Here is a 26,718-nt window from a genome sequence, read left to right on the forward strand (position 1 = left end):
AGTTATTTTATAAAAAGAAAACACCAAAGCATGTACTTACTATGGTGTTTTCTTTATTTAATAAATCTTAATATTCTGTAATTTTAAATTTGTTATCTACATCCTTCAGGGTCACCGTTATACCAAACATATGCTGGTACTACTTGAGTTTTTTTATTCTTTCCGTAAACTTTCATTTTATATCCCCCTTCCTAAAATAAAATAATTATTTATATTATATTTTATTAAATATAATATAAGAACATTAGCTTGTACATAATATACCATATATTTGAATATATTTCAAGTAATTACATGTAATTTAATGGCTATTTTAGGTTATATCTCATATTATCTAATTGTTTTCAAAACGATTTTATAATAAAAAGTATAAGAATTGTAAAATTTCGCAAGTTGAGATATTAAGAAATTAATTACTTTAAAGATTTATATGAATGCAAGNNTATAAAATTAAACTATAAACTCTTTAATTAATTCTATTAAAGATGTACTTTAGAAAATTATTTAGGAAAAAGTAATATCATAAAACTAGCATTGTTTAACTTTGCCATAGAGTAAATACATATATATGTATTTATATCACTAATATATATGAAGGTGAAAACAAAAAGTTTCTATAAATTAGAGAGTTTATAGAAGTATCATAATTAATTATAATGGACGAGCCAATGGATACATTAGATAAAGATAGTTGGCAATTAAAGGTTGCAATTTATAATATAAATTTGTAAAAATGAATGTGTAGAAATTTAATACTTAAAAACTAAGTTTAATCAAACTGCAGTAATATTAAATAAAGGAACATTTTTGTTTATATTTTTAGTATTAAGATAAATCATGTCATATGTCATATTGCTGTGAAAATTAATATAATATTTTGATAAGGCATGAACGTTCCTTTTTATACATGATACTTTTTTTAAAAAGGATAAAAATTATGAGATTTATTTAAGATTCAATATCCAATTGGCAGCTTCAAGAACATTTTCAGCAATATAGTCAGCTTCATAATTAATCCAAGTATCTCTAAATTCTGTTAAGCTTCCTTTACCAGTGCCTGTTAATACTAGAACTCCTTTCGCTCCAATTTTCTTTGATAAAATAATATCCGACATTCCCATGTCTCCTACTACAAAGCTATTTTTTAAATCAATGTTAAAATCTTGAACAGCCATATCAATTAATCCTGTTAATGGTTTTTTACAATTACACTTATCTTCTCGAGTATGTGGACAGCAATAAACACCATCGATATATGCTCCTTCTTCTTTTAATCTTTTCTTTAAAAAATTCATTTTATTATCGAAGTATTCTTGTGAAAGATAGCCTCTTGATATATTACTTTGATTTGTTATAATAATGGACAGAATACCGTTTTTATTTAATTTTTTGATAGCTTCAATTGAAAAAGGATAGAAATCAAAACTTCTAATATCATCTACCCCTGTTCCACCTAAAGTACCTTGCATATCTAAAAATACTGCTTTATTTAAAATATCCATAATATACATCTCCTTTATATTTTTTGAATATACAAGAATAATAAAATTTTTTATATGTGAACTCTAAAATGCTAATCTAATATAAATGGTATCATAAATTTAGATTAAATTATTTACTTTTTAAGAATATTAGCGTATTGTAAAATAAATAAATATATTAGGGATAGTGAGTATTATGTGGAGTAAAACTAAAAAGTATTTAGAAAGTTTTGTATGTGAAACATTAAAGGGTAGAGTAGAATTCTTTGTTACAAATTACAGAAAGGCCCATGACGAAATGGGAAGAGCGTATATTACAGTTGATAAGAAAGAAGTTTTTAATATGTGTAGCCTCAAAGGAGAAGCTGCTACAAGAACAAAAGAAGTAGAATTAAAAAGATCAAAATATATTGATCGTGATGTATATAATTCGAATGAAAGCAGAATGATAAACGAAGAAGCAAGACAATTAGTAAATAAAGAAGGTATTTTTGAGCAGTATGAATTCTTTAATGCCGTTGAAGAATATCTCAATAATCCTATAAAACACTCTTTAAATTCAACAAATATGATAATAAAAATATTATCATTAATAGATAGGAGAGTAGGAAAAAGAACTTTAGAAAATATGAAAAATATAATAGAAAAAGAACATGAATTAGTTAAGTATTTTTATAAGTTAAGATGCGAAGCAGAAGGAATAAAAATTTCCTAACAGACATTGTAGTTGGTGACTTTAATCTAAAGCCATATAAGTGCTAAAAAATAGTGCTTATATGGCTTTTTTATGCTTAATGCACAAGGAAAAATATATTTTAATGTTGAAGTGAAAGAAATAATAATTAATTAAATAACTATAAATATGTGTAATGAAATAAAAGTATTTCCGTATTAACATATGAAATTAGGTACCTAAAGAAAATATGAGAGGAGGGTTTAAAAAGATGAAGCAACTCGAGTTGGATGATATTTTATATAAAGAAGAAATTAATGAAAATTTATATGAAGAAGAATTTGCTCATATTTTTAAGCTTTATTATAAGAGAATTTATAACTATATATACTATCGGGTTAATAGCGAGTATGTAACAGAAGACCTAACAAGCCAAGTTTTTGAAAAAATAATGATTAACATAGATATGTATTCTGAAAGTAAATCACCCTTTGAAGTATGGGTTTTTGCTATAGCTAGAAATATAGTAAATGATTATTTTAGAACTGTAAAAAAACATAAAGTATTTTCTCTAGATAGTATTAAAGATCTAATATCAAGAGAAAAGACACCTGAAGATATGGTTCTTACAGCAGAGGCTAATAATAAACTTTCAATGGCCTTAAATACTTTAAATACAAGGGAAAGAAATATTGTGGCACTTAAGTTTGGTGCAAATTTAAAAAATAAAGAAATAGCAGAAATAGTAGAAATTACAGAAAGCAATGTTGGGGTAATACTTTATAGAACCATGAAAAAGTTGAAAAAGAAGTTGGAAAGGGAGGAGTAAATATGAGCAAGAAAAGTATTGAAGATAAATTTTCTGCAGAAATAGATGCCTATTTTAATGGTATAGAAAAGAATAGTAAATCAGATTTTGAAGAATACAATGAGCTTTTAGAACTAGGTAAGATTTTAGCAGATAAAGATTTCAGTAAAGAGAGCAATAAAGAAGCGGTGCTTAAGAAATTACTTGAAAATATAAATCAGTATAAAGGAGAAAATATTATTATGAGATCAAAAAGAAATAAGTTATATAAAAGATTAGCAGGATTAGGAATTGCATGTATTGTAACTATTACTTTATCACAAACATCCTTTGCGCAAAGTTTTGTAGAAAAAATAATAAAATCTATATCTTTAGAACATGTTGAATTTGTAGAACATGAAGATCATAAGCTAGAAGTAGAATCTATGCCTGTTCCACGTAAATTAAAAGGAAAATTGTTTGATAAGGATGGAAATTTGATAGAAATATTCACAAAAGAAATGAAAAAATTTTATACAGCTGATGGTGAAGAAATAGATAATTTTGATATGAGAACCGGTGAAATAGAAACTGTTAGAGAAGTAGAGGAAAGAACATTAGAAGTTAGAGATATTGATGAATTAAATAAATACACTTGTTTCAATGTTATTCTTCCTAGTTATTTACCAGAGGGATATAAATTTGATAGAGCAGAGTTTTTTAAGGGTAAGACAGAAGTTGTAAAAGATAGTAAATATATTACCATATATTTTAATAATGAAAAAACAGGAAAACATATATTTATGCAGCAAAGATTTGCTTGTGAAGAAACTAGATTTTCATCTAATGGTAGTAATATAGAAGAAATAAAAATTAATGGAGCAGATGCCATAATGTCTGATGGGGTAAGATCTGATAGTAAAGGAATTGATTGGGAAGCTAATGGTGTTATATATTCCATCAGTAGTAGAGGAATTACAAGGGATGAATTAATAAAGTTTGCAGAATCAATTAAATAATTATATTCTAAAAAATAGGTTATTATCGAATGCTAATAACCTATTTTTGTATTTAATAGACATTTTAGAATTAAAGATATGTAATATAAAAACATTAAATGCTAAAATGGTACTAGAAAATGTTAGTTATTAATCCATTATAGGGAAGTAAATACAGCATTTCAAAAAATATAAAATGCTAGATTAATGAGAGGGATTTTGATGTATAAGATATTTATTGTTGAGGACAATTTAAGACTTAGGACATTGATTAAAGATGAATTAATTAAATATGACTATGAAGCGATTGAAAGCAATGATTTTAAAAATATTGTAGAACATATAGAAAGAGAAAATCCAGATTTAATTCTTTTAGATATAAATTTACCATATTATGATGGATTTTATCTGTGCAGAGCTTTAAGAAGAAAAAGCAATGTGCCAATAATTATATTATCTTCAAGAGATACAGCTATGGATCAAGTTATGGGGCTTGAATTAGGGGCAGATGATTATATTACCAAACCTTTTATTATGGATGTTCTCATTGCAAAGATAAAATCATTACTTAGAAGAATTGAAAATGAACACTATAATAAAGATGCTGTAAAAGAAAATAATATACCTAATTTATATTTAGATGAAGATAATTTGATATTATGTTTCAATGAGAAGTGTATTGAGCTTACAAAAAATGAGTTTAAAATAGTGAAGATTCTTCTTGATAACAATAGGGTAGTGAGAAGAGAGGAATTGTTATCTGAACTTTGGGAAGATAGTATTTTTGTAGATGATAATACTTTAACTGTAAATGTTACAAGGGTCAAAAATAGATTAAAAGATTTAGGTCTTAACGATGTTATAAAGACTAAAAGAGGTATTGGATATAAACTTGATATAGATAAAATTAATTGTAGCAGGAAGTGTGAAGGCTTTGAATAGGAGAAAAGTAAATAATTTTTTAAAGGACAAGTTGTTATCCATAATAATATTGCTTTGTAACACATTTTTTATATTTTTATTTTATTACAGTACAGTGGATGAAGTAGAAATTTTATATCCTATGATTATAACTATCTTTCTAATTGTAATTTATTTATTAATAGAGTGGTATAGATATTACAGATTTAATTTTCAATTAGAAAAATTTGTAGAGGATTCTAGTCAGAAGGTTGTTCTTTCAACTTATGAGCAAAGAGATATTTATGAAGTAATAAATAAAATTCATAATAAGTATATACAGAAGCTAGAGGATGCTGATATAGAAAATAATAAGAGAAGCAAATTTTTAGCTCAACTAATTCACAATTTAAAAACACCAGTAACAATAATAGATTTAATATTGCAGAAACAAAAAGATGGAAGCTTGAAGGAAGTGGATATTAATTCTTTAAAACAGGAAAATATGGTCATATATGACGGACTCCAAAATTTATTAAATTTAATTAGATTAGATGAATTCTCTAAAGACTATGTTCCTACTTCTGTAGATTTATTGGGTACTATTAATAATGCAATTAAAAAGAATAAAAATTATTTCATTTACAATAATGTATTTCCAAAAATAGAAATAGAGGAAAAAGAGATTTTCGTATTGTCAGATAAAAAGTGGAATGAATTTATTATAGAACAGATTATATCTAATGGAATAAAATATTCTGCATGTAAAGAATCACCTAAATACATTACATTAAAAATTGAGGAAGAAGAAGAGTTTGTAATACTTAAAATAGTTGATGAAGGTATTGGAATACCTGATTATGATATGGATAGGATTTTTGAGGCTTTTTTTACTGGAGAAAATGGTCGTATATATAAAAATTCTACAGGTATTGGACTATATATGTGTGGAATTGTGGCTGAGAAACTTAATCAAAAGATAACTATTGAATCAAAAGTTGGCGCTGGCACTGTTGTCAGCATAAGATATAGGCGTAAGGTAAATGTAAGATAAATTTAACCTCTTTCGATTTCTCTATATGTTTATTAGTACTAAAATGAAGATGATGAGGGGGATGGTACTATGGTTATACTTGAAGCAAATAAAGTTAAAAAAATATATGGAGGAGATAAAAACACAAAAAAGACAGAGGTATTACAAGGTATAGATATTAAATTAAATAAAGGGGAATTTGCAGCTATTATGGGTTCTTCTGGCAGTGGAAAAACAACACTACTTAATGTGTTAAGTGGTATGAGTATGCCAACATCAGGAACTATTAATTTTTTAGGTAAAAATTTAAATACATTTTCTAGTGATGAGCTTACAAAATTTAGAAGAAAAACTATGGGATTTATCTTTCAAGATTTTAATTTAATGGATAGTTTGACTTTAAGAGAAAATATTTTATTGCCAATGGTGTTAGAAAAAAGACCTATAGAAGATATGGAGGAAGTTTCTAAGAAGATTATAGAAACTATTGGACTAGAAAAAGTTATGGACAAATATCCCTATAATGTATCTGGAGGGGAGATGCAAAGAACTGCTATGGCTAGAGCATTAGTTAATAATCCAGACATTATATTTGCAGACGAACCAACAGGAAATTTAGATTCTAAGTCTTCTAATTTAGTTATGAAATGCTTTCAGGAAATCAACGAAAAAAATAACAGCACAATTCTTATGGTAACCCATGATGCCTTTGCAGCAAGTTTTTGTAGAAAAGTTATTTTTATAAGGGATGGAAAGATACACTCTGAGATAGTCAAAAAGGGGAGTAAAAAAGATTTCTTTTATGAAATACTAGATTTTATGGCTGTTCTTGGAGGTGAAGCTAGTGACTTTTAAGGACGTAGTATATAAAAATTTTAGGTATAACATAAAAAAATATTTATCTTTATTTTTATGTAACAGTTTTACTATAATGATTTTATTTATGATGATGGATTTAAATTATAATGAGGAGTTTATAGAATATATTAAAGATGACATATCCATGATGTCGGTGGTATGGTTAGCAATACTAGTAGTATCACTGTTTGCAGTATTTTTTATTATATATACTCAAACTTATTTTATAAAATCTAGAAGCAAGGAATTTGGCCTTTTTATTACAGTCGGCATGAGTAAATGGGAATTAAATAAATTAGTATTAATTGAAAATATACTTATTGCTATGTTGTCTTTAATGATGGGCTTAATTTCGGGTAGTATTTTCACTAGGCTTTTCTTTTTAGTAACAGTTAAAGTTTCCAAATTTGATAGGATAAGTCACCACTTTAATATTAAAAGTTATGTAAATACTTCAATACTATTTTTATTAATATTTACAGTGGTTTTACTTATTTTAATAATTTTTATGAACAGATTGGAACCAACAGAAATTATAAAAGAAGGACGTAAAGGTGACAAGGTTGTAAAATATACTCCAGTGATACTTTTATTAGGAATTATTTTTGTAATTACAGGTATTTTGATTGTATTTTATACAATGGGCGATCCAGATCAGAACATAATTCCATACTTGCCATTATCTATAGTTTGCTCCTTAATAGGACTATATTTTATTATAGGTCAGGTTGGAAGTGGAGTATTACATTTCTTAAAAAAGAATAATAAAATATATCACAACCACTTATTATTTAATAATGAAATGCATCATAAATTTAATAGAAATAAAGGAATAATATTTTCATGTAGCATTTTAATTGGAGTTACTATATTTGGATTGGGAATTTTTTATGCAATCGGGAAAATATCCGTATGGTCAGTGGATGAAATGTACCCATATAATATAGGTTATAGTGAAGTTTTAGGAATAAACAATGTATCTACGGAAAAGATTAATGATATTATTAATGAAAGTAAAACTCCAATAGTTGATAATATGAAATTACCATTTTTATTGTATAGCACTGAATCACTGATTACTGAAGAAAGAAATTTATCTGGTGGATATAATAATGTAGCTTTAGTATCACAAAAAGAGCTTAATAAATGCGTTTTTAATAATGTAGTTAAAGAGTTTGAGCAAGACTCTTTTTTAAAAAATATTCAATTGAAGAATGGTGAAGTAATTATAGCTAATTTAAGCTACAATAGAGAATTACAAAATTGTAGTGGGGATACAACTATTTCATTAGAAAGCAGCAAAAACACTTTAAAATTTAAGATTAAGAACATTATAGCTGATAATGTGTACTATCTTAAGTTTCCAATGTCCAATTATATGATTATTTTAAATGATGAAGATTATAATGAGATAAAAAATACTATAGATAAAAAATATATTGGTGAATTTAACATGCTAGGATTTAAAGAATGGAGAAAAACCGGTGATACAGTGGAGAAGATTAAAGTAGAGCTTCAAAATCAAAACTCTAATCTACCTAAAGGATTAAAAGAAGAATACTCTAAATATAGTGAGCATTTTTCTTTATTTTCAAATATTGAAATATATAAAAATAGAGTTGAAGGTGGAAATTTTTCTAACTTTTTAGCAGTATTTATTAGTTTTTTATTTTTCATTGCATCATCTGTAATAATTTATTTTAAATTGTATACAGAGATGGAAGAAGAAAAAGTAAAATATAATAAATTGTATAGGATTGGAATGAGAGAAGCGGAGTTTAAAAATATAATTTATAATCAACTTAAAGTAATATTCTTCTCACCATTAATTTTTGGTGGAATTGTAGCTTACGCATATTTGTTTACATCATTTAAAATAACGGATATGCCCATAAAGTTATATGCTAACTGCAGTTATATATTTATAGCATATTTATCAGTTCAGATAATATATTATTTTATCGTAAGCAGAAAATATGTAAATAATATTATTGATAATTTAAGTAGAGCTTATAAATAAAAACTAAGTAATTTTGAGCTTTATTTATATATACAGTAAAACATATAAAAATTACCTTATAAATCTAATCTATTATTATGTTTGAATTTCTGAAAATTCAAACATAATAATAGAAAAAGACGTTTTATGTTCTATTAACTTTGAGGTTTATTGCTTATAAAAGAAGATTAAGGTCTTATAAGTATTTTTACAACACCTTCTGTTCTTTTATCAAAAATATTGTAGGCTCTCTCTATTTCATCTAAACGTACTCTATGGGTAATTAACGGTTTAACATCTATCTTTTTAGAGGCTATTAAATTTAAAAGATCAGAAGCAAGGGTTAAATCTCCAAGACCCATGGTTATATTAAGGTTTTTGTAGAAAATCTCTGATAATGGAAAAAGTATATCTGCTCCTATACCAATAAGAGAAACTCTAGCACCAATTCCAGCACATTCTACAGCTTGTTGAATAGCTATCTCTGAACCAGAAGCGTCTATTACAACGTCAGCTCCCTTGCCTTCTGTAATCTTATATATTTCATCTAAAACATCACTCTTTGATGCATTTATTATATGAGTAGCACCTATTTCTTTTGCTTTATTCATTCTAAATAAGTCTTTTCTACTCACTAAAATTATTTTATTTGGGCTATATAGTTTTGAAGTTAGAATGGTACTTAGACCTACAGGGCCAGCCCCCATTATAACAACGTTATCTCCAGGTTTTATTTTTGCTCTTTTTACAGCTGAATAAGAGGTTGATAGTATGTCGAAAACCATTACAGCTTCTTCATCATCTATATTATCAGGTACATGTTTTAAACACATATCTGCAAATGGAACCCTAACATATTCTGCATGTACTCCATCAAGATTTTTACTTCCATGAACATTTAAAGAAGAGCCGTTTACACAATGGGAAAAATTGCCTTTTAAACAATTTTCACACACTCTACAAAATGGAGCAGGAGGACCAATAACTCTATCATTAGGCTTAAAGTTCTTAACAGAGCTTCCTACTTGTTCAATTACACCAACATATTCATGTCCTAAAATAAAGCCAGGTTCTGAAGGGATAGCCCCCTTCACTATATGAACATCGCTTCCGCAGAGAGATGTAAGAGATACTTTGACTATTACGTCAGTATCATTTACAATAGTTGGTTTTTCAACTTCCCTCAATCCAACCTTGTTAAAATCAGAAAAATAAAAAGCTTTCATAAAAATACCTCCCCTAAATAAGTCAATATAAATACATTTTAATACATAAACCACGAAAAATTAACTAAATTTTGCATATTTATAAAAATATTAGGTATATAAAAGAAAATAATAGACCAAAGATATTAGTATATTTTAAGCATATGAAAAAAATAGCTAGTTAAAGATGGGCCATATATTTTGCATCAGACAAGAAGTTAGGGCATGCTCATAGTGCGCTATGTATAGGTTTCAACGACATAGTATGATGGAAAATAGGCTAATATACTGGTCTATTATTTTTTGAAGATGCCTTAATTAATTACCTCGAGGAACAGTTAAGCAATTAAGAATTGGTGATGGATAATTGGCGATTATGATGGAAATCAACCTTTAATAAGTGATTTCTTTAATGATTTTTAACTAAAAATTTTATTAGTAGTTTCTAAGAATTTATATGGTAGTTGAAAGAGAAATTTAATAGCTTCATATTGTAAATATTTATTTATATAATAAGTTTCTATTAAGTTTTCCAATATTTTGTGTTAAAATCTTATGGTACTTAATTGTTGTATAATAAAATTTACTTTATATGTATTAAAATTTGCTTTTATGTTTTAAAGTGGAATTTTTATGATTATAAATTACAGCTTTCTGTGTTAATATTTTACATTTTATATACTTAATATAAAAATTGAAATAGAAAATATACAAATATATTTAAAGGAGAGGAACTAAAGATGAAAAAAAGTTTAGGGAAATTATTTGAAGTTATAGTTATTGTTTTATTTTTATTGATAGGTAATAAAATATTTAGGGTGCTTGATGCTACTATTGAACTCGCTGGGAAAACTTCAGTAGAAGCTGAAAATTATAGTGAGTATTGTAATATAGTAAAACAATCCATAAATAATTATGACAGCTCTATAATTATAAAGGTAAAAGATTTTGATGAAAAAATATACTATTATGGCGATTCTATGGAGAACATAGCGAAAGAGAACGTATTAGAAACGCTTAATAGCAATTTGAAAGAATATACAATTACCAAATATGCTGTACTTAATACTTTTTTAAAAATTGATTTTAGATACGTAGATAGCGTGGAGGAATTAAAGAGAAAAGAAAAGTTAGTAAATGAAAAAGTTCAGGAGATAGTTAAAAATACAATTACTGGCGATATGGGAGAGTATGAAAAAGAAAAGGCGTTATATGATTATCTAGTCAATAATTGCGAATATGATATGGATACCCTTAATTCCGGGGCATGGGATAAAAATAATGATGAATATAGTGCGTTAATTAATGGACTTAGTATGTGCAAAGGATATGCTCAGGCTATGAATAGGCTTTTAAAGGCTGTTAATATAGAGTCAAAGATTGTTATTGGAGATATTATTGATGCAGAAGAACCGGATAAAGAAAAACTTGGACATGCATGGAACATAGTTAAAATAAACGGTAACTATTATCACATAGACGCTACTTGGGATTCTACATATACACATATGTATAATGAAAGTTCAGATTACTTCCTTAACTTATCAGATGAGGAAATAGAAAGCACTCGTACATGGGAAAGAAAGTCTTATCCTATATGTAATACTTTGCAATAATATATAAAAATTATAGAAACCATCTTAAAAACTCATATTTTTAAATGAAAAATAAAGAGGATACAGCTAATAATTACATATTTATAAGTGCTGACATAAAATTATACTTTTATGTCAGTGCTTATTTTTTACCCTAAGAGAAAGTAGCATATAGAAATATTAAATGTTAAAATAGTATTTGTTATTACATAATATTCGCATAATTATGAATTATAGAAAATGGCATATAAAGAAATTAAAAAAATGTTAGACCACTAAATATTTAAAGGGGAAGGAAAGCTAATATGAGAGTAAAGTATTTAGTAAATGAAAGCTTTGATATTGATGAAGTCTTAGATATCTTTAATAGTTTTAATTGGAAAAGAGAAAAAGAACAAATATATAGCGCTTTTAAAAATTCTTATTATATTTTGGCATACAACAATGAAAATCTAATTGGATTTGGAAGGGCTATATCTGACTATTATTGCTATACTAGCATACATGATGTTCTAGTATTAGAGGAGTTTCAAAATAAGGGAATTGGCACAAATATAATGAATATGCTAATAGAAGAATTTTCAGATACAAATATCTATCTCACACATACTCCAGATAAAAATGAATTTTATAGGAAATTTAACTTTGATAAAATTGATAATGCTATGCGATTGAAATGCAGATGAATTTAAAAAATAATTAAAAGCCAATCATAAAATATATAATTTAAAGGAATTTATCTTATAGGAGTTAAGCATGAAAGAAAATTTATTAAAGAAAATATATGAACAAGAAGACAATCTAGGAGAATCATTACCTATAGTTTCATTAGAAGATTTTTTTGAAGGAAATGATGACATAGGATCAATAGGCTGTAATATTTTAGAGCATCCAGGAATAGAAAAATTTTATTTAATATTAAAAGAAATAAGAAATAAGGTAAATGTACAAGATGTTCTAGTAGAGATAATGGAATATGATGAGTTGGATAATACATGGCCATTTTCAGAAAGAATATATATACTTACAAAGGAAGAGAAAAGTGAGATATCAATCTGGACAAAAGAACTACAATTGGATGATATAGGAGAGGGATATATGTATGGCGAACCTAAAGCTGCTCCAAAGTTAGAGGAAGGATGTTTGGTATATTCGCTTTGGTGGGATTGATAGAAAAAGATGAAGATAGTCTATAAATTCATTCTAGAGAGTAAATAAATCATCTATAAATATAGAGGAGATACTATGAAAATTAAGATTTTATCAAAGGATTTTATATTAGATGAAGATATGCTTAAATTAGGTACATACTGGTACAGAACAAATATCTTGTTTAATTGTGAAAAAGTAGAATTAAGTGTAGGGACAGAGAAAAATAAAGAAGAGGAATTATCTGAAATTCTCACAGATATAGAAAAAGAGATAAATTATATCCAAGATAATTATGTAGTTATAAAAAGTGAAATAAAAGAAAGTGATTTAATTGAGCTTAAAAATGACTTTTGGCTTGATGAGAATGAAGAAGAGATTACTCCTGAGGATTTTATAAATAGAATAACATTAGTTGGCATACATATAGATGTTGTAAATAAAAAGATTGATAATATCAATTTAGAATATGATGATGGAGAGATATTTTTAGGGCATAGAATAAGCGTAGATATAAAAGATAGAAAGATTATAAGTGCAGATATATAATTTAGAGGCATCAAGAAAAACAACTAGTTAGTATGGTCTGCTATTTTGCAGGGTATACTGACTAGTTATTTTTTCCTATATCTTATGATAAAATATTTTAAGGAGCTCTTAAAATATAGCTTTAGTATGTTTTAAATAAAATTATATTTTGTCAGAAAGAAATAAACATGGAGGGAAATGTAATGAATAAAGAGGATACAAAGTTTTTCTTAGATTATGATGATGAGGTTGAAAGTCTAGCAGTAAGAATAAAAGAGTACTTAGACAATTATAGTACTTATGAAAATGAAGAATTGATAATAGGAAATTGGATAGAAGCTTGGGATGATTCTAATGATGAGGCTAATAAAATAGTTAGCTTTCTAGTTGATAATAAGGAGAAATTTACAAATTTAAAAAGCATATATTTTGGAGATATGGATTTTGAAGAGTGTGAGATATCTTGGATAATAAATGGAAATTTAGCGCCACTTATAAATAATTTTAATATAGAAAAGTTTACAGCTAAAGGCGGAACAGAACTAAGCCTTAAAAACATGAAAAGTGAAACTTTGAAGGAGTTAATTGTAATATCAGGAGGAACATCAAAGGATACTATAGGAGAGATTATAGAAGGAGAACTTCCAAACCTTGAAAAGTTAGAACTATACTTTGGAGATAGCAATTATGGATTTGATGCAAATATAGAAGACATAATTCCTTTTACAAAAAGAGAAAACTTTCCTAAATTAAAATATCTAGGCCTTAAAAATAGTGAAATACAAGATGAAATATGCGAAAAGGTATTTGAAGGGGACATAATAGAAGAATTAGAAGTGTTAGATTTATCTTTAGGAACCTTGACAGATAAAGGAGCTAAAATAATACTTGATAATATAGAAAAGGTTAGTCATTTAAAAGAATTAGATTTAACTTATAATTATATAAAAGAGGACATGCTAAAGGCATTAGAAGAAAAGTTAGAAGAGTTAGATATAGAATATTCTTTAAGCCAAGAAGATGTATATTTTGATGATGATGACGAATATAGATCTCCATTTATTACGGAGTAAATATGAAAAGTAAATTTTTGTTAGTTGGAGATACCAAGGGAAAAAGAATAAGCACGTTTGTAGATTGCTTAAAGCACATGGATATCACCGAGTATAAAGTTATTCCATGGAAGGAAATAATAGAAGATTCAAGTATCATACAAAAGGATTTATCAAGTAATACAATAATAAAAATAGAACCACCAGAAAAGGATTTATACATTTATAAATCCTTTTTGAAAAGGGGTGTATCAAAAGGAATTTTAAATAATAAAGACATAGAGAAGATTAACTTTGAAAGATGTCCTATAGTGGCTCCTAGTCAGTGGTATGAGGGAGTAAGAGAAGTATTTTTAGAAATTGAAAATATTTTAAATCACAATAGAAATGTTTTTCCAATGATAAACATTGAGGAAAGTTTGATTATGATGGACAAGGAGCATACATATAATTTTTTAAGTGGTAAAGAAAAAAATTTTAACCTACCAGAAAAATTAAAATCCTATAAATCATATGAACAGTTCAAAAGTGATACAGGAGATAGAAGCTTAAAATGTTTTATAAAGTTAAGACATGGATCAGGAAGTGAAGGTGTAATTGCATATTCAAATAATAAAAGGCTAAATGAAGAGTGTATATATACATCTTTAGCTTATTCAAAAAATGAAGATATATTTTTTAGTACCTATAAAGTAAATTGCTATAGAGATAGTGAAATAATAAAAAAAATGATAGACTGGGTATTAAAAAATGATGCTCATATAGAAGCTTGGATACCAAAAGCTAAATATATAGACAAAGTATATGATACAAGAGCTATAGTAATAGATAACAAGGTAGAATATTTATTATCAAGACTTAGTAGAACACCTATAACTAATTTACATTTAAAAAATGAAAGAAAAGAAAGTAAAGAGTTTATGGACACCAAAACCATAGATATTATAGAAAATGCATCAAAGGGAGTAATGAATATCTTTGAGAACTCATTCATGGCAGGGATTGATGTAGTGATGAGTAAGAGAAATAAACCCTATATAATAGATGTAAATCCCTTTGGAGATTTATTACATCATTTAATAGGAACTGATAAAAACATATATTATAAAGAAATCAAAAGCGCTATAGCTAAATTAGGAGATAGATAATATGAAAGTAAATATGAATGAAATAGTTGGACAAGATGATATTTTATTTATTACATTAGATACATTAAGATATGATGTAGCAAATACTGAGTATTTAAAAGGTAATTTACCTAACTTATGCAAAGATGGACCTTTTGAAAAAAGACATTCTCCAGGTAGTTTTACATATTCAGCCCACTGGAGCTTTTTTTCAGGATTTTTACCAACACCTAGTGAGTATGTACCTTTAAATAAAAGAGAAAATTTATTTTTTATGAAAAATCAAATGGTAAGAGATTTTAATGTAGACAATACATTTTTATTTGAGGAGGGCAATTTCATTGAAGCACTTAAAAATAAAGATTACAAGACCATATGTATAGGTGGAGTAATATTTTTCAGTAAGATTAATAATCTTTGCAGCAATCTACCAAATTTATTTGAATATAGTTATTGGAATCCTAAATTTGGAGTTACAAACAAAAATTCTACAGAATATCAAGTGGACTTTGCAATAAAAACCTTAGAAAAGTTAGAAAAAGATGAAAGAGTATTTTTATTTATAAATGTTTCTGCAATACATGGACCAAACTATTTTTATTTAGACAAATACAAGGATAATAAAGATGGATATAATGCTAAAAAGAATATTTTAGCTTCAGAGTTTGATTGTGTAGAGAGCCAACAAGCAGCTCTTTCATATGTAGATAAAGCATTGAAGCCTTTATTTGATTATATGAAAAAAAGAAATAGAACTTTTTGTATAGTCACATCAGATCATGGAACATGTTATGGTGAGGATGGATATGAAGGTCATAACTTGGCACATGAAGTAGTATGGACTATTCCTTATAAACACTTCTTTTTATAAGGGCTTTTAAAGGAGTAAATTTAAAATGAAAAACCTAAAAACATATATTAATGAAGATCCATATAAAAATTATATATATTCATATCCACATAAAAAAGCATATAGAGATTTTAAAGAGGAAATTGATTTAAAAAATCTTTGGAAAAATAGAAAAACAAAGGATTTAACTTTGTATATACATATACCTTTTTGCAATTCAAAATGTGGATATTGTAATTTGTTTTCTACTACAGCGGTTAATAATGAGAAGATAATAAGGTATGTAGATAAACTTATAGAGGAAATAAAAGCTATTAAAGAAGTTTTAGAAATGAAAGAAGAAGCCTTATTTAAAGCGGTTGTATTTGGAGGGGGAACTCCAACTATAATAGGTGTAAATCTAATGGAAAAATTGTTGAAGGTTTTAGCTAATGAATTAAGTATAGACTTTAAAAATGTATTTTTTTCAGTAGAAACATCACCAAAAACAATGAGTAGAGAATATATGAATTTGTTAAAAAAGTATAATATAAATAGAATAAGTATGGGTATTCAAAGTTTTAATAGCTGTGAATTAAAAGAAATATATAGATTTGAAGACATGGGAAGCATAGAAAAATCTTTAGATATAATATTTAATGAAGACATAGAAATAAGAAATTTAGATTTAATATATGGAATTCCATCACAGGATATAGAATCTTGGAAGGATTCATTGTTAAAAGTTATAAGCTATAAGCCGGAAGAAATATTTATATATCCATTATATATAAGAGAAAAAACAAAACTATACAATAACTATAAAAGAGATTTTAATAAGATGATGGAAATGTATGATATCGGCAAAGAATTGCTTATCAAAAATGGGTATATACAAACTTCTATGAGAAATTTTATAAGGGAAGATATGAAAAATAAGCTATACCCTTCTTATAGTTGTCAAGAAAGTGAAATGATAGGTATAGGATGTGGAGCAAGATCTTATATTTCAGATGTTCATTATTCAAGAAAATATGCAGTAAATCAAAGTAATATAGACAATATAATAGAAGCTTATTTAAGTGAAGAAAATTTTTATTTTGCAACATATGGATATGTTTTATTAGAGGAAGAAATAAAAAGAAAATATATTTTAAAATCCATATTAAAAGTTAGTGGCTTAGATATTAATATGTACTTTGAAAGATTTAGTACATACCCTATAGATGATTTTAAAGAATTAAAAGAGCTTATAGATGGAGGCTTTCTAGAGGCAAATAATAGTAGACTGTATCCTACAGATATGGGGATTAAATATTCTGATGCCATAGGATGCTTGTTTATATCCAATGAAGTTAATAAAAAAGTTAATGAATTTTTGGAGTAGAAAAAATGACATATACAATTGTTTATAGAAATAGTCTAAAATATTGTAATTATAAATGTGAATATTGCCCATTTTCAAAGTATAAAATTAATGAAGAAAAAATAAAAAGGGATAAAAAATTATTTCAAAAATTTGTAGATTTTATGAAAAATAGTAATGAGGAATTTAAAGTTTTTTTAGCTCCTAAAGGAGAAGTTTTAAACTTTGAACATTATAAAAGTGGCATTATAGAATTATGTAGCTTAAGTAATATAAAAGAAGTAGTAGTTCAAACTAATTTAAGTGGAGATTTAAGTTGGTTATACAAGGCTAATAAAGAAAAACTAATATTATGGACAACCTATCATCCAACGGAAGTCAAGCTACAAGAATTTATAGAAAAGGTAAAACAGCTATGTGAAATAGGTATTGATTTTACCGTAGGCTTTGTTGGAATAAAGGAGAATTTAGAATATATAAAAAAGCTTAAATTAGAAATTGACAATTTTGGGGATAAAAAACCTTATTTGTGGATAAATGCATATAAAGATGTGAAAAATTATTATTCAAAAGAAGATATCAAAGAAATTGAAAACATAGACCCTCTTTATCATATAAATATGAAAAATTATAGCTCAAGAAGTGTAGAGTGTAAAGCAGGTGATACTGTATTTTGGGTAGAAGGAAATGGCTTAATTCATAGGTGTTATAAGGATAATGTAATTTTAGGAAACCTATATAAGGGTGATTTAAATGAGATAAGAAAGGCTACGGTATGTAAAAATAATATATGTACTTGTTTTATGGGATATATAAATATTAAGAATTTAAATTTAGAAAATCACTATAATAAGAGTTTGCTAGGGAGAATGCCTTAAGGTATGAAGGAGAACTATAATATATTATGAAAATTTTAGATGATTATCATACTCATACAAAATATAGTCATGGTGTTGGTACTATAGAGGAGAATATAGAAAGTGCTATAAAAAAGAACTTAAAAACCATTGCCATAACAGATCATGGTCCAGGATATAAAGAGTATGGAATAGATATTGGAAGCTTTAAAAAAATAAAAGAAGAAATAAAATTTTTGAAAGAAAAATATAGAGGCAAAATAAATATATTGTTAGGCATTGAAGCAAATATTATGAATAAAGACGGAGTTTTAGATATAGATGAAAATATCTTAAAAGAGCTAGATATTTTACTTGTAGGATTCCATTTTGATATAGTTTATAGAGAATTTCTAGAAAGTTTAAGAAATGAGAAAAGAAGAAATATCTCTATAAAAAATATTATAAGCAAAGATATGCATTTAGAAATAGAACATATAAATACAGAAGCTATGATAAAAGCTGTTAAAAATTATAACATAGATATACTTACCCATATAAATGATAATTTTTATGTAGATGTACTAGCTATAGCTAAAACTGCTAGTAAAAACAAAACTGCTATTGAGATAAATAATTTTCATAAAAATCCCAATATAAAGTGTATCAAAGAGATGAGCAAAATAGAAAACTTGAAATTTTCTGTAGGAAGCGATGCACATAGACCAAAGGATGTAGGTAATTTTACTATGGCACTAAAGAAAATAGAAAAGTGTGGTATATTGAAAGAAAATATATTGAATAAGGCATATGAAAATAAATAACAAGTCAAAGATGGGACGACTATTTTGCGTCAGACAAGGAAGCAGGTTCAGTTGATAGTGAGCTATCAATGGGTTCTGCTGACGCAGTATGGCACAAAATAGTCTAGCATACTGACTTGTTTATTTTTTGAATATGCCTAAAGTTATAAATTGAAGAAACATATTCAAAAGTGTATAGATGAACATGTTTATTTTGGATATGTTTTTAAATGATGATAAATTAAGAGGCCTATCTAAAAACATTTAAATTAATAAAAGATTCTTAAAATTATAAGTTAATTATTGAATTATGGTAAATAATATATTACAATATAATTATTGGAAATGAAAGGAGAATGGTGATGAGTATGTTGTTATACTTCTAGTAAATAAAAAATCTGATAATAAAATTATAGCGAGAATTTTTTAACCTTTTTTAAAAAATAGGTTTGTTTGCTATGGATTTTAAGATTTTAATTATATAGATGAACAACATCAATTACAATTCTTTAATTTTCATTCATATTGAAGTAAGTTATATAGAGGATAATTATTATTTAAACTAATACTAATACTATGAATTACAAAGCTAATTTTGTAGAATTTAGCTATTAGAGGATAATGACTTATTAACTTTAACTTATTTAATAATAATTTGAAATTAGAGCTGTGTTGTTTTTGATAACACAGTTTTTTATTTTAAATAAGGCGTTTAGTATAAATAGCTAGTCAAAAATGTGCGATATTTTGTACAATAATGGCGAATTAATTTTTGAAGATGCCTAAATATATATATCAATTGTAAATTGTCATAATTAAATCTAATAATCTTATAGAGGATAAAGAAATTTATTTTGTAAGGATTTTTAGGCAGTTGGCAATAAAATTTTAAAGTGCAAAATTGGATTTAAGTATATAGTGAATAGTATTTCTACTATATATTTATACCATTATCATAGGGAAATAGGTCTAAAGCTCATAGGCTTTAACTATGGTGAAAAAGTTGTACCTTTAACATTACAGTAGATATATGTAGTATGAAATTTAAAGGATGTAGATGAATAGTGTGTTCATCTGCATCCTTAATTTTTTTATTAAATGTAGAGATGGTTCTCAAAATTTTATAACTAGTAAGAAATGGAGTGATGACTGTGGAGAATAATATCATAAAGCAACCGGAAGAAATGTCACAATTTTTTAATGTAAGATCAAGTGGTTATGATGATCATATGAAAGAATGTATTGAAAGCTTTGATGAATTTTATAAAAAACTTTCAGAATCTATAGATGCAACAGAAGAACAAATATGTATTTTAGATTTAGGCTGTGGAACAGGGGCAGAAATTAAAGATATTTTGAATAAAGCTCCAAAGGCGCAAATTATAGCAATAGATGTTTCAGAAAAAATGCTATTAGAATTAAAAAAGAAATATGAAAAATATATCGATCAAATTAATTTAATTATTGACTCATATTTAAATTTTTCGTTTAAAGAAAATTATTATGATTATGTAATGTCATCTATGACAATGCATCACTTGCTTTATAACAAAAAACTAGAACTTTACAAAAAAATAAGAAATTCATTAAAAGATGGTGGAAAGTATATTGAAGGTGACTATGTAGTTTCAAAAGAGAAAGAAGAACAATTTTTATTAGAATATCATAAAAAGATGGAGCTTGTAGAAAAAAATGAAAATGGAAGTTATCACATAGATATTCCTTTTTCTATTAAAACTCAAATGAAATTATTCTATGAAGCAGGATTCTCAAATGCAGAATATATATATCAAGAAAATGAGGCTGTAATTTTTGTAGCTAACAAATAGAGAGAAGTTGAAAATAAAAATTAATTATATCTTAGAGATAGCAGAAGTGAAAAGTCATAAGTTAAATATTTTATTAGAATTTGTAGGGATGGCTCTTAAATTTTAAACAGGAAGGTATTTTAAGAGAACGGAATCTAATAAAAGGCAAATTAGAGGATGGAATAATAATGGCAATCCTTAAAAGTGAGAATTCATAAGCATATAAATTGACAAGTAAAGGTTATAAGCTAGGAGGAAAAATATGAAAATTGAAAGAAATGAAAAAATAGACTTAGTGGAATTAAATGAATTACTAAGTACTATAGGATGGGGAATAAAGGAGTTAGATAAATTAGAGAATTCGTTAAAACTATCTTGGGGATGGATAACAGCCCGAGATGACAATGGCAGATTAATTGGGTTTGTTCAAATACTTTCTGATGGTATTAAACATGCATATATTTTAAGATTATTAGTTCATAAAGAATATCCGGGACAAGGAATAGGAACTAAAATCGTTGAGAATATGATGGAATTGCTTAATGAAAATAAATTAAATCCAGTTTTAATAACAAAGCCATCGGAAGAGTCCTTTTACAATAAGTTTGGATTTGATAGAAATAGCAATGGTTTTATAGGGCTACTTAGATGGGAATAGATAAAGAGAGGAAGAGAGATTATGGAGATTAAAAATAAAATAATAAAAAATTTAGACAGGATAATAAATGAATATGTAGAGAAAGAAAATGTTCCAGGATTAGCAGTAGGAGTAGTTTATGATAATGAGATTCTTTACACTAAAGGATTTGGAATGAAGAATGTTGATACAAAGGAACTAGTTGATGAAAATACACTTTTTCACATGGCATCAGTTTCAAAAACTTTTGTAGCTACAGGAATAATGCAGCTAGTAGAAAGGGGTAAGATTAAATTGGATTCGCATTTAACAGAATATCTACCTTATTTTCAGCTTAGAGATGATAGGTATAAGAATATAACTATAAGACAACTATTGAGTCATATGTCAGGCATGCCAGATGCAGATGATTATGAATGGGATAAACCTCAATATGATGAAGATGCACTAGAGAAATATGTTAAAAGTATTAAAAATGAAGAATTAATGTGGGAACCAGGAGAAAGATTTGCTTATAGCAATATTGCTTTTGAGATTCTAGGGGATGTTATTGCAAAGGTTTCAGGATTATCTTTTGAAGAATATATGAAAACAAATATTTTGGAACTTCTTCAAATGAAAGAAAGTAACTTTTTTAATCCTGATGTTTCAAAAGAATTACTTGCAACACCTCATATTATTGGAGTTGAAAATGGATACGGTGGAGTAGTAGGCGAGGTATTTCCTTATAATCGTGCTCATGGTCCAAGTTCTACCCTATGTTCCAATGTGGTTGAAATGTGTAACTATGCTATTGCCAATATGAATAGTGGAGTATTTGGAGAAAAGAGAATATTAGAAAATCACAGTTATTCAGAACTTTGGCGTAATAATGGTTCTACCGGTTGGGGAGGATACACTTCAGAAGTTGGGCTAGCATGGTTTTTGGGGGAATACAAAGGAAATAAGGTGAGATCTCACAGCGGATTAGACACAGGATTTAGAAGTAATTTTATTATCCTGCCTGAGCGAGGTATGTCTTTAGTTGTTATGACTAATTCAGATTATATTGGACTTAAACTTCTTTGTACAGCTATTTTAGACATACTTTTAGGAGAAGAAGTTCAATATGTAAAACAATCTCTTGCACACTATATGGCAAAAAAATTGTTTGAGAATAATTTTGAAACAGCATTAAAAGAATATTCTTCAATAAAAGAGGATTCATTCGATAGATATAATTTTATTGAAGATGAATTTAAATTTGTTGCTTACGAATTAGTGGGCATAGGAAAAGTGAAAGAGGCAATTGAACTTATGAAAATTTCCACTGAAATATCTCCAAAATCATCAAGTCTTTATTATAATCTTGGTAAAATGTATTTACTTTATGGAGATAAAAAACTTGCCTTAGAAAACTATAAAAAATCAATGGAATTAGATCCTAATAATATAAAGGTTAAAAAGAAAATAGAAGAATTAATTAAAGAAATTCAGTAAAAATGGGGGGCTATATATGGAAAATATAAAATTAGTAGAATACGATAACTCTTACGCAAAATCTATAGCAGATATGTGGAGAAGAAGTACTGAAGGTTGGAATGGAAATAATGGTACAGAAACGGAAGAGAGTATTTTAAAAGAACATGAAAGCATCACAGATATAAATACTTATTTAGCATTAAAGGGGGAAGATGTAGTAGGGTATTGTGGCTTTTCTAAATATCAATATGATGAGAACACTCTTTATATAAGACTTTTAAATGTAAGATATGATCTTCATGGAATGGGCATTGGAAAAGCTTTAGTATGTAAATGCGTAGAAAGGACTACAGAGCTAGAATGGCCAAGGTTAGATCTTTTTACATGGCCAGGGAATACAAAATCTCTTCCACTTTATAAAAGATGCGGATTCTTTTTAGAAAAGAGAGATGATACTACTCATCTTATGAATTTTATTCCGAAAGTATTGAATACAGAGGCGTTTAAAGAATATTTTAAAAATGTGAACTGGTATAGTGATTTAAAGAGAACTATAGATATGGAACCAGATGGTGTAGAAGAGAATGGATTCACTTATTATGAATATTACTGGGAAAAAGAAGAAAAGTCATTAAAGGTTCAGCTTGAAAATAAAAGCAGGGGTATTAGAACAGTTGAAACAGAAGATTATTCAATAAAAGTAAATATAGAAGATCAAAAGCTTATATTTGGTCAGAAATATAAGATTAAATACGAAATTTTAAACAAATCAAAAGCTTCTTTAAATGTTAAAATACAGGGCTTAGATGATAAAAATATAAAATATTCATTTAATGGTGAATTTGAAGTTTTAGATAGAGAAGTAATTGAGAGTGAATTTATGGTTGAGGAACTTAAAGATAAAGTACCTTCTTTAGGGACTTATCCATCTGTAATATCAGAAATTTTGGTGAATGAGAAGAAAATAGAGTTTAAAATAGGTATAGATTCACAATATCCAGCAGATATATCTTTGAAGATTCCAACAGGAGAATGTTATAAAGATGTTAAAGAATTTTTATATTTAGATATAAAAAATAATTATAAAAAAGAGGCTACCTTTGAGGTTGCCCTTAAAAATAATGAATCTATTAAATTTATGGATAAAGAAATAAGTATATATATGAAACCAAATGAGAGAAGGTCTTTAAAACTAGAATATATACTAAATAACTTTAATTTTTATAATGAATTAACTGAAGTAAAGGCTAAATTTAAAGATGAAAAAGATATGGTATTTATGAAATCTTTAGCTGTACCTTTTAAAGGGAGAGAAGGCAGGTTTGGCAGTAAAACTGAAGATTCCTATATGATTTGTAATGGACCTTATTCATTGAAATTAGATGAGGAAAATAATATATCTATAGAATCTTTTGAAATGAATGATTTTAGATTTATTTTGTTCTATCCAATGTTAGGAAGGCCTTTTTCAGAAGAATTTTCTAGCAGCCGACCTAGCAGCATAGAGCATTATGAAGAGAAAGAAAAAATAGTTTTGAAAATAACCTATGCATCTGAAATCTTTAAGAATATAAAAGTAGAATTTATATTAAAGCTTTCTCAAAATGGAATAGTGGAGTATCATTACGAAATATATAACGATGGAGATGTTGAAACAACTAGTGACATTTTCTTGTGCAACAATTTATTTATGAAATTAATTAATGGTATTTTACCAATAAAAAATAAATTTGTTGAAGTTACAGATCCAAGAGCCGTTTGGGGAGAAGACTTTAATTTAGATGATCTAACAGAAAATTGGATATATACTAGAAATATTGAAAAAAGTATAGGGATATTTTGGCATGAAGATTTAAAAATTAAATTAAACGGATGGAAATTTGATTTTGAGCATAACCTTGGAACACTAAAACCTTATGAGAAAAAAGTAACAAAACCTGTATTTATAGCATTAGACACTTTTAGAGATTGGAAAAGCTTTAGAAATTTTGCTTTAAGAAAAAATGATGATAAATTTTTATGTCTTAATAATGACTTTGAAATGGCTATAAATGAAGGAAATCCTTTTGTAAAAGAAAATTTTATACTTAAGCTTAATCAATACCAAAACTATGGATTAGATGGTGAGTATTCAATTATTTCTAAGTATAACAATTTTGAAAAGCAGAGTAAAAATTTAAATGAAGAGGATAAAATTTTTCATACAGAATTTGAAATTCCTTTTAAGAATAATATTGATAGAGATATTGTCAAATTAGAATTAGATTCTAAAAGCTTATATTCAGAAGAATATAAGATGGTATTTAAAATTAAAGATAATTTATGTGAATCAAAAATAGTTGAAGAGAATGGACATAGAATTCACTCTGTGAATAATGGTGTCATGGAAATTAAAGCATGTGACACTTTTAGTCATGTATTATACTCGTTAAAATACAATAATCATGATTTTCTTGAAAGTTCATTTCCAAAGCCAACGCCAAAATCATGGTTTAATCCTTGGTTTGGAGGAATAGGAACACTGCCCGAAGATCTAAGCTTTAGATCAATATTAGAAGAAAATATTAAGGCAGGCTTTGTTACTTTAGAAGATAATTTCAATAATAAATGGCAGGGGATTAAAGTAAATATTCATATAGAAAATCATAAGAGATTTAAGGGGTTAGTAATAAATCAATATTACTTAATGCTGCCTGGAGTACCAGTATTATGTCATACAGCAGAAATACTTCAAAATACAGGTGGATTTATGAAAACTGAACCCTTTGAAAGTTTTACATTCTTTAACTTTGATGAGAATATCAAAAACAATTGGCTCAAGATAAAGAATATAAAAGGAAAATTTAATAAGTATAAAGTAGGAGTAGAAGCTATGGACATTCCAACTGAACATTCAATACTATATGGAACTAATAATCTAAAGGATAAAATTCAACTTTATTTAAATCATAATGAAGCAAAAGGTATTGGATTTATAAATATGCATGATACTACTGCTTTAATTTTAAGACATATAAATATTGAAGAAGGTATAGCTAAATTTACTTCTCCAGACTTTTATATATTTACTGAAGATTATATAGAAGATGAACTTTTAAAAGACTTAAAAAATATAAGATTCTAAACTTGAAGAATTAATAATAAGGGACAGTTCTCAAAAACTTTTAGAAATCATAAAAGCTTGAGAATCGTTCCTATAAGATATAGTTTTGCTAAAGTGATGGTGAGGAAAAAATGGATATATTAAATTATTCAGATAATAAAATCAAAGATATAATTTCAAAATCACTAAATAAAGATGTAGAAATAACACCTATAGGAAATCATGAGCTTAAAAGACATCTGGTTTACAGTGTGAGAAATGAAGATGAGATAATAGGAGTATTTAAGATTTATTATAAAAAGAATAGATGGAATAGAGAAGTTGCTTCATTAAAACTTCTTGATGGAAGTAGTATTAAGGTTCCTAAAATTTTAAGTTTCGGTAAACTTGAAGATGGAACTGAGTGGCTTTTCATGGAGCATATGGAAGGGGAAATATTTGTAATAATAGGGGACGGTTCTCAAAAATTTTTAGAAATCATAAAAGCTTG

General features: G+C 26.7%; 24 protein-coding genes. 22 read left to right on the forward strand and 2 right to left on the reverse strand.

All coding sequences use genetic code 11. The annotated features are described in order from the left end of the window. Positions 1 to 944: 944 nt before the first annotated feature. Positions 945 to 1,502 carry a D-glycero-alpha-D-manno-heptose-1,7-bisphosphate 7-phosphatase gene (locus B2W91_RS13860; protein ID WP_291581945.1) on the reverse strand — a complete coding sequence of 186 codons (558 nt, stop codon included), beginning with the start codon at positions 1,500 to 1,502 and terminating at the stop codon, positions 945 to 947. 175 nt (positions 1,503 to 1,677) lie between these two features. Here B2W91_RS13860 and B2W91_RS13865 point away from each other — a divergent pair, with 175 nt between their 5' ends. From B2W91_RS13865 to B2W91_RS13895, 7 genes are all read left to right on the forward strand, one after another. Next, positions 1,678 to 2,196 (forward strand): SF0329 family protein, encoded by a 519-nt coding sequence (locus B2W91_RS13865; RefSeq protein WP_291581946.1) that lies wholly within the window; start codon positions 1,678 to 1,680, stop codon positions 2,194 to 2,196. Between the two features lie 229 nt (positions 2,197 to 2,425). Continuing rightward, a complete protein-coding gene (locus tag B2W91_RS13870; RefSeq protein WP_291581947.1) occupies positions 2,426 to 2,983 on the forward strand; it encodes a sigma-70 family RNA polymerase sigma factor in 558 nt (185 codons plus the stop codon). A gap of 2 nt (positions 2,984 to 2,985) precedes the next feature. Beyond that, positions 2,986 to 3,960 (forward strand): DUF4367 domain-containing protein, encoded by a 975-nt coding sequence (locus B2W91_RS13875; protein WP_291581949.1) that lies wholly within the window; start codon positions 2,986 to 2,988, stop codon positions 3,958 to 3,960. A 201-nt stretch (positions 3,961 to 4,161) separates the two neighbouring features. Next, complete coding sequence (locus B2W91_RS13880) at positions 4,162 to 4,881, forward strand: response regulator transcription factor (RefSeq protein WP_291581951.1); 720 nt, start codon at positions 4,162 to 4,164, stop codon at positions 4,879 to 4,881. Continuing rightward, positions 4,874 to 5,893: a sensor histidine kinase gene (locus tag B2W91_RS13885; RefSeq protein ID WP_291581952.1), complete on the forward strand. Its 1,020-nt coding sequence runs from the start codon at positions 4,874 to 4,876 to the stop codon at positions 5,891 to 5,893. The genes B2W91_RS13880 and B2W91_RS13885 overlap by 8 nt, the downstream gene beginning before the upstream one ends. Before the next feature lie 69 nt (positions 5,894 to 5,962). Then, positions 5,963 to 6,727 carry an ABC transporter ATP-binding protein gene (locus B2W91_RS13890; protein ID WP_291581954.1) on the forward strand — a complete coding sequence of 255 codons (765 nt, stop codon included), beginning with the start codon at positions 5,963 to 5,965 and terminating at the stop codon, positions 6,725 to 6,727. Then, entirely contained in the window at positions 6,717 to 8,750 is a 2,034-nt protein-coding gene (locus B2W91_RS13895) for an FtsX-like permease family protein (protein WP_291581956.1), read from the forward strand. Before B2W91_RS13890 ends, B2W91_RS13895 begins: the two co-directional genes overlap by 11 nt. A gap of 167 nt (positions 8,751 to 8,917) precedes the next feature. On the opposite strand, the gene B2W91_RS13900 is transcribed toward B2W91_RS13895, so the two are convergent. Next, positions 8,918 to 9,955 carry a zinc-dependent alcohol dehydrogenase gene (locus B2W91_RS13900; RefSeq protein ID WP_291581959.1) on the reverse strand — a complete coding sequence of 346 codons (1,038 nt, stop codon included), beginning with the start codon at positions 9,953 to 9,955 and terminating at the stop codon, positions 8,918 to 8,920. Positions 9,956 to 10,674: 719 nt separating this feature from the next. Between B2W91_RS13900 and B2W91_RS13905 the strand changes: the two genes are divergently transcribed. The 15 genes from B2W91_RS13905 to B2W91_RS13975 all read left to right on the forward strand — a co-directional run. Then, entirely contained in the window at positions 10,675 to 11,550 is an 876-nt protein-coding gene (locus tag B2W91_RS13905; protein WP_291581961.1) for a transglutaminase domain-containing protein, read from the forward strand. 284 nt (positions 11,551 to 11,834) lie between these two features. Then, positions 11,835 to 12,215 carry a GNAT family N-acetyltransferase gene (locus B2W91_RS13910; RefSeq protein ID WP_291581963.1) on the forward strand — a complete coding sequence of 127 codons (381 nt, stop codon included), beginning with the start codon at positions 11,835 to 11,837 and terminating at the stop codon, positions 12,213 to 12,215. Positions 12,216 to 12,285: 70 nt separating this feature from the next. Further along, the gene (locus tag B2W91_RS13915) at positions 12,286 to 12,699 is read left to right on the forward strand and encodes a hypothetical protein (protein WP_291581966.1); all 414 of its coding nucleotides are present in this window, start codon (positions 12,286 to 12,288) and stop codon (positions 12,697 to 12,699) included. 75 nt (positions 12,700 to 12,774) lie between these two features. Further along, entirely contained in the window at positions 12,775 to 13,227 is a 453-nt protein-coding gene (locus tag B2W91_RS13920) for a DUF2262 domain-containing protein (protein WP_291581968.1), read from the forward strand. A 182-nt stretch (positions 13,228 to 13,409) separates the two neighbouring features. Then, complete coding sequence (locus B2W91_RS13925) at positions 13,410 to 14,279, forward strand: STM4015 family protein (RefSeq protein ID WP_291581972.1); 870 nt, start codon at positions 13,410 to 13,412, stop codon at positions 14,277 to 14,279. Positions 14,280 to 14,281: 2 nt separating this feature from the next. Continuing rightward, positions 14,282 to 15,406 carry an STM4014 family protein gene (locus B2W91_RS13930; protein WP_291581975.1) on the forward strand — a complete coding sequence of 375 codons (1,125 nt, stop codon included), beginning with the start codon at positions 14,282 to 14,284 and terminating at the stop codon, positions 15,404 to 15,406. Between the two features lies 1 nt (position 15,407). Continuing rightward, positions 15,408 to 16,256: an STM4013/SEN3800 family hydrolase gene (locus tag B2W91_RS13935; protein ID WP_291581978.1), complete on the forward strand. Its 849-nt coding sequence runs from the start codon at positions 15,408 to 15,410 to the stop codon at positions 16,254 to 16,256. Positions 16,257 to 16,281: 25 nt separating this feature from the next. Further along, positions 16,282 to 17,601 carry an STM4012 family radical SAM protein gene (locus B2W91_RS13940; protein ID WP_291581981.1) on the forward strand — a complete coding sequence of 440 codons (1,320 nt, stop codon included), beginning with the start codon at positions 16,282 to 16,284 and terminating at the stop codon, positions 17,599 to 17,601. Between the two features lie 5 nt (positions 17,602 to 17,606). Next, positions 17,607 to 18,458, forward strand: coding sequence for an STM4011 family radical SAM protein (locus B2W91_RS13945; protein ID WP_291581984.1), 852 nt, complete (start codon positions 17,607 to 17,609; stop codon positions 18,456 to 18,458). A gap of 26 nt (positions 18,459 to 18,484) precedes the next feature. Beyond that, complete coding sequence (locus B2W91_RS13950; protein WP_291581986.1) at positions 18,485 to 19,240, forward strand: PHP domain-containing protein; 756 nt, start codon at positions 18,485 to 18,487, stop codon at positions 19,238 to 19,240. A 1,130-nt stretch (positions 19,241 to 20,370) separates the two neighbouring features. After that, positions 20,371 to 21,048: a class I SAM-dependent methyltransferase gene (locus B2W91_RS13955; RefSeq protein ID WP_291581988.1), complete on the forward strand. Its 678-nt coding sequence runs from the start codon at positions 20,371 to 20,373 to the stop codon at positions 21,046 to 21,048. A 241-nt stretch (positions 21,049 to 21,289) separates the two neighbouring features. Then, entirely contained in the window at positions 21,290 to 21,685 is a 396-nt protein-coding gene (locus B2W91_RS13960) for a GNAT family N-acetyltransferase (protein WP_291581992.1), read from the forward strand. A gap of 21 nt (positions 21,686 to 21,706) precedes the next feature. After that, on the forward strand, positions 21,707 to 23,143 hold the full coding sequence (locus B2W91_RS13965) for a serine hydrolase (protein WP_291581994.1): 1,437 nt from the start codon (positions 21,707 to 21,709) through the stop codon (positions 23,141 to 23,143). A gap of 16 nt (positions 23,144 to 23,159) precedes the next feature. Continuing rightward, positions 23,160 to 26,249 carry a GNAT family N-acetyltransferase gene (locus B2W91_RS13970; protein WP_291581996.1) on the forward strand — a complete coding sequence of 1,030 codons (3,090 nt, stop codon included), beginning with the start codon at positions 23,160 to 23,162 and terminating at the stop codon, positions 26,247 to 26,249. A 110-nt stretch (positions 26,250 to 26,359) separates the two neighbouring features. Beyond that, positions 26,360 to 26,718, forward strand: a 359-nt coding sequence (locus tag B2W91_RS13975) for a hypothetical protein (protein WP_291581999.1), incomplete at its 3' end; no start/stop codon positions are given.

The sequence above is a fragment of the Clostridium sp. UBA6640 genome (assembly GCF_002455975.1).
Taxonomy (GTDB): domain Bacteria; phylum Bacillota; class Clostridia; order Clostridiales; family Clostridiaceae; genus Clostridium_J.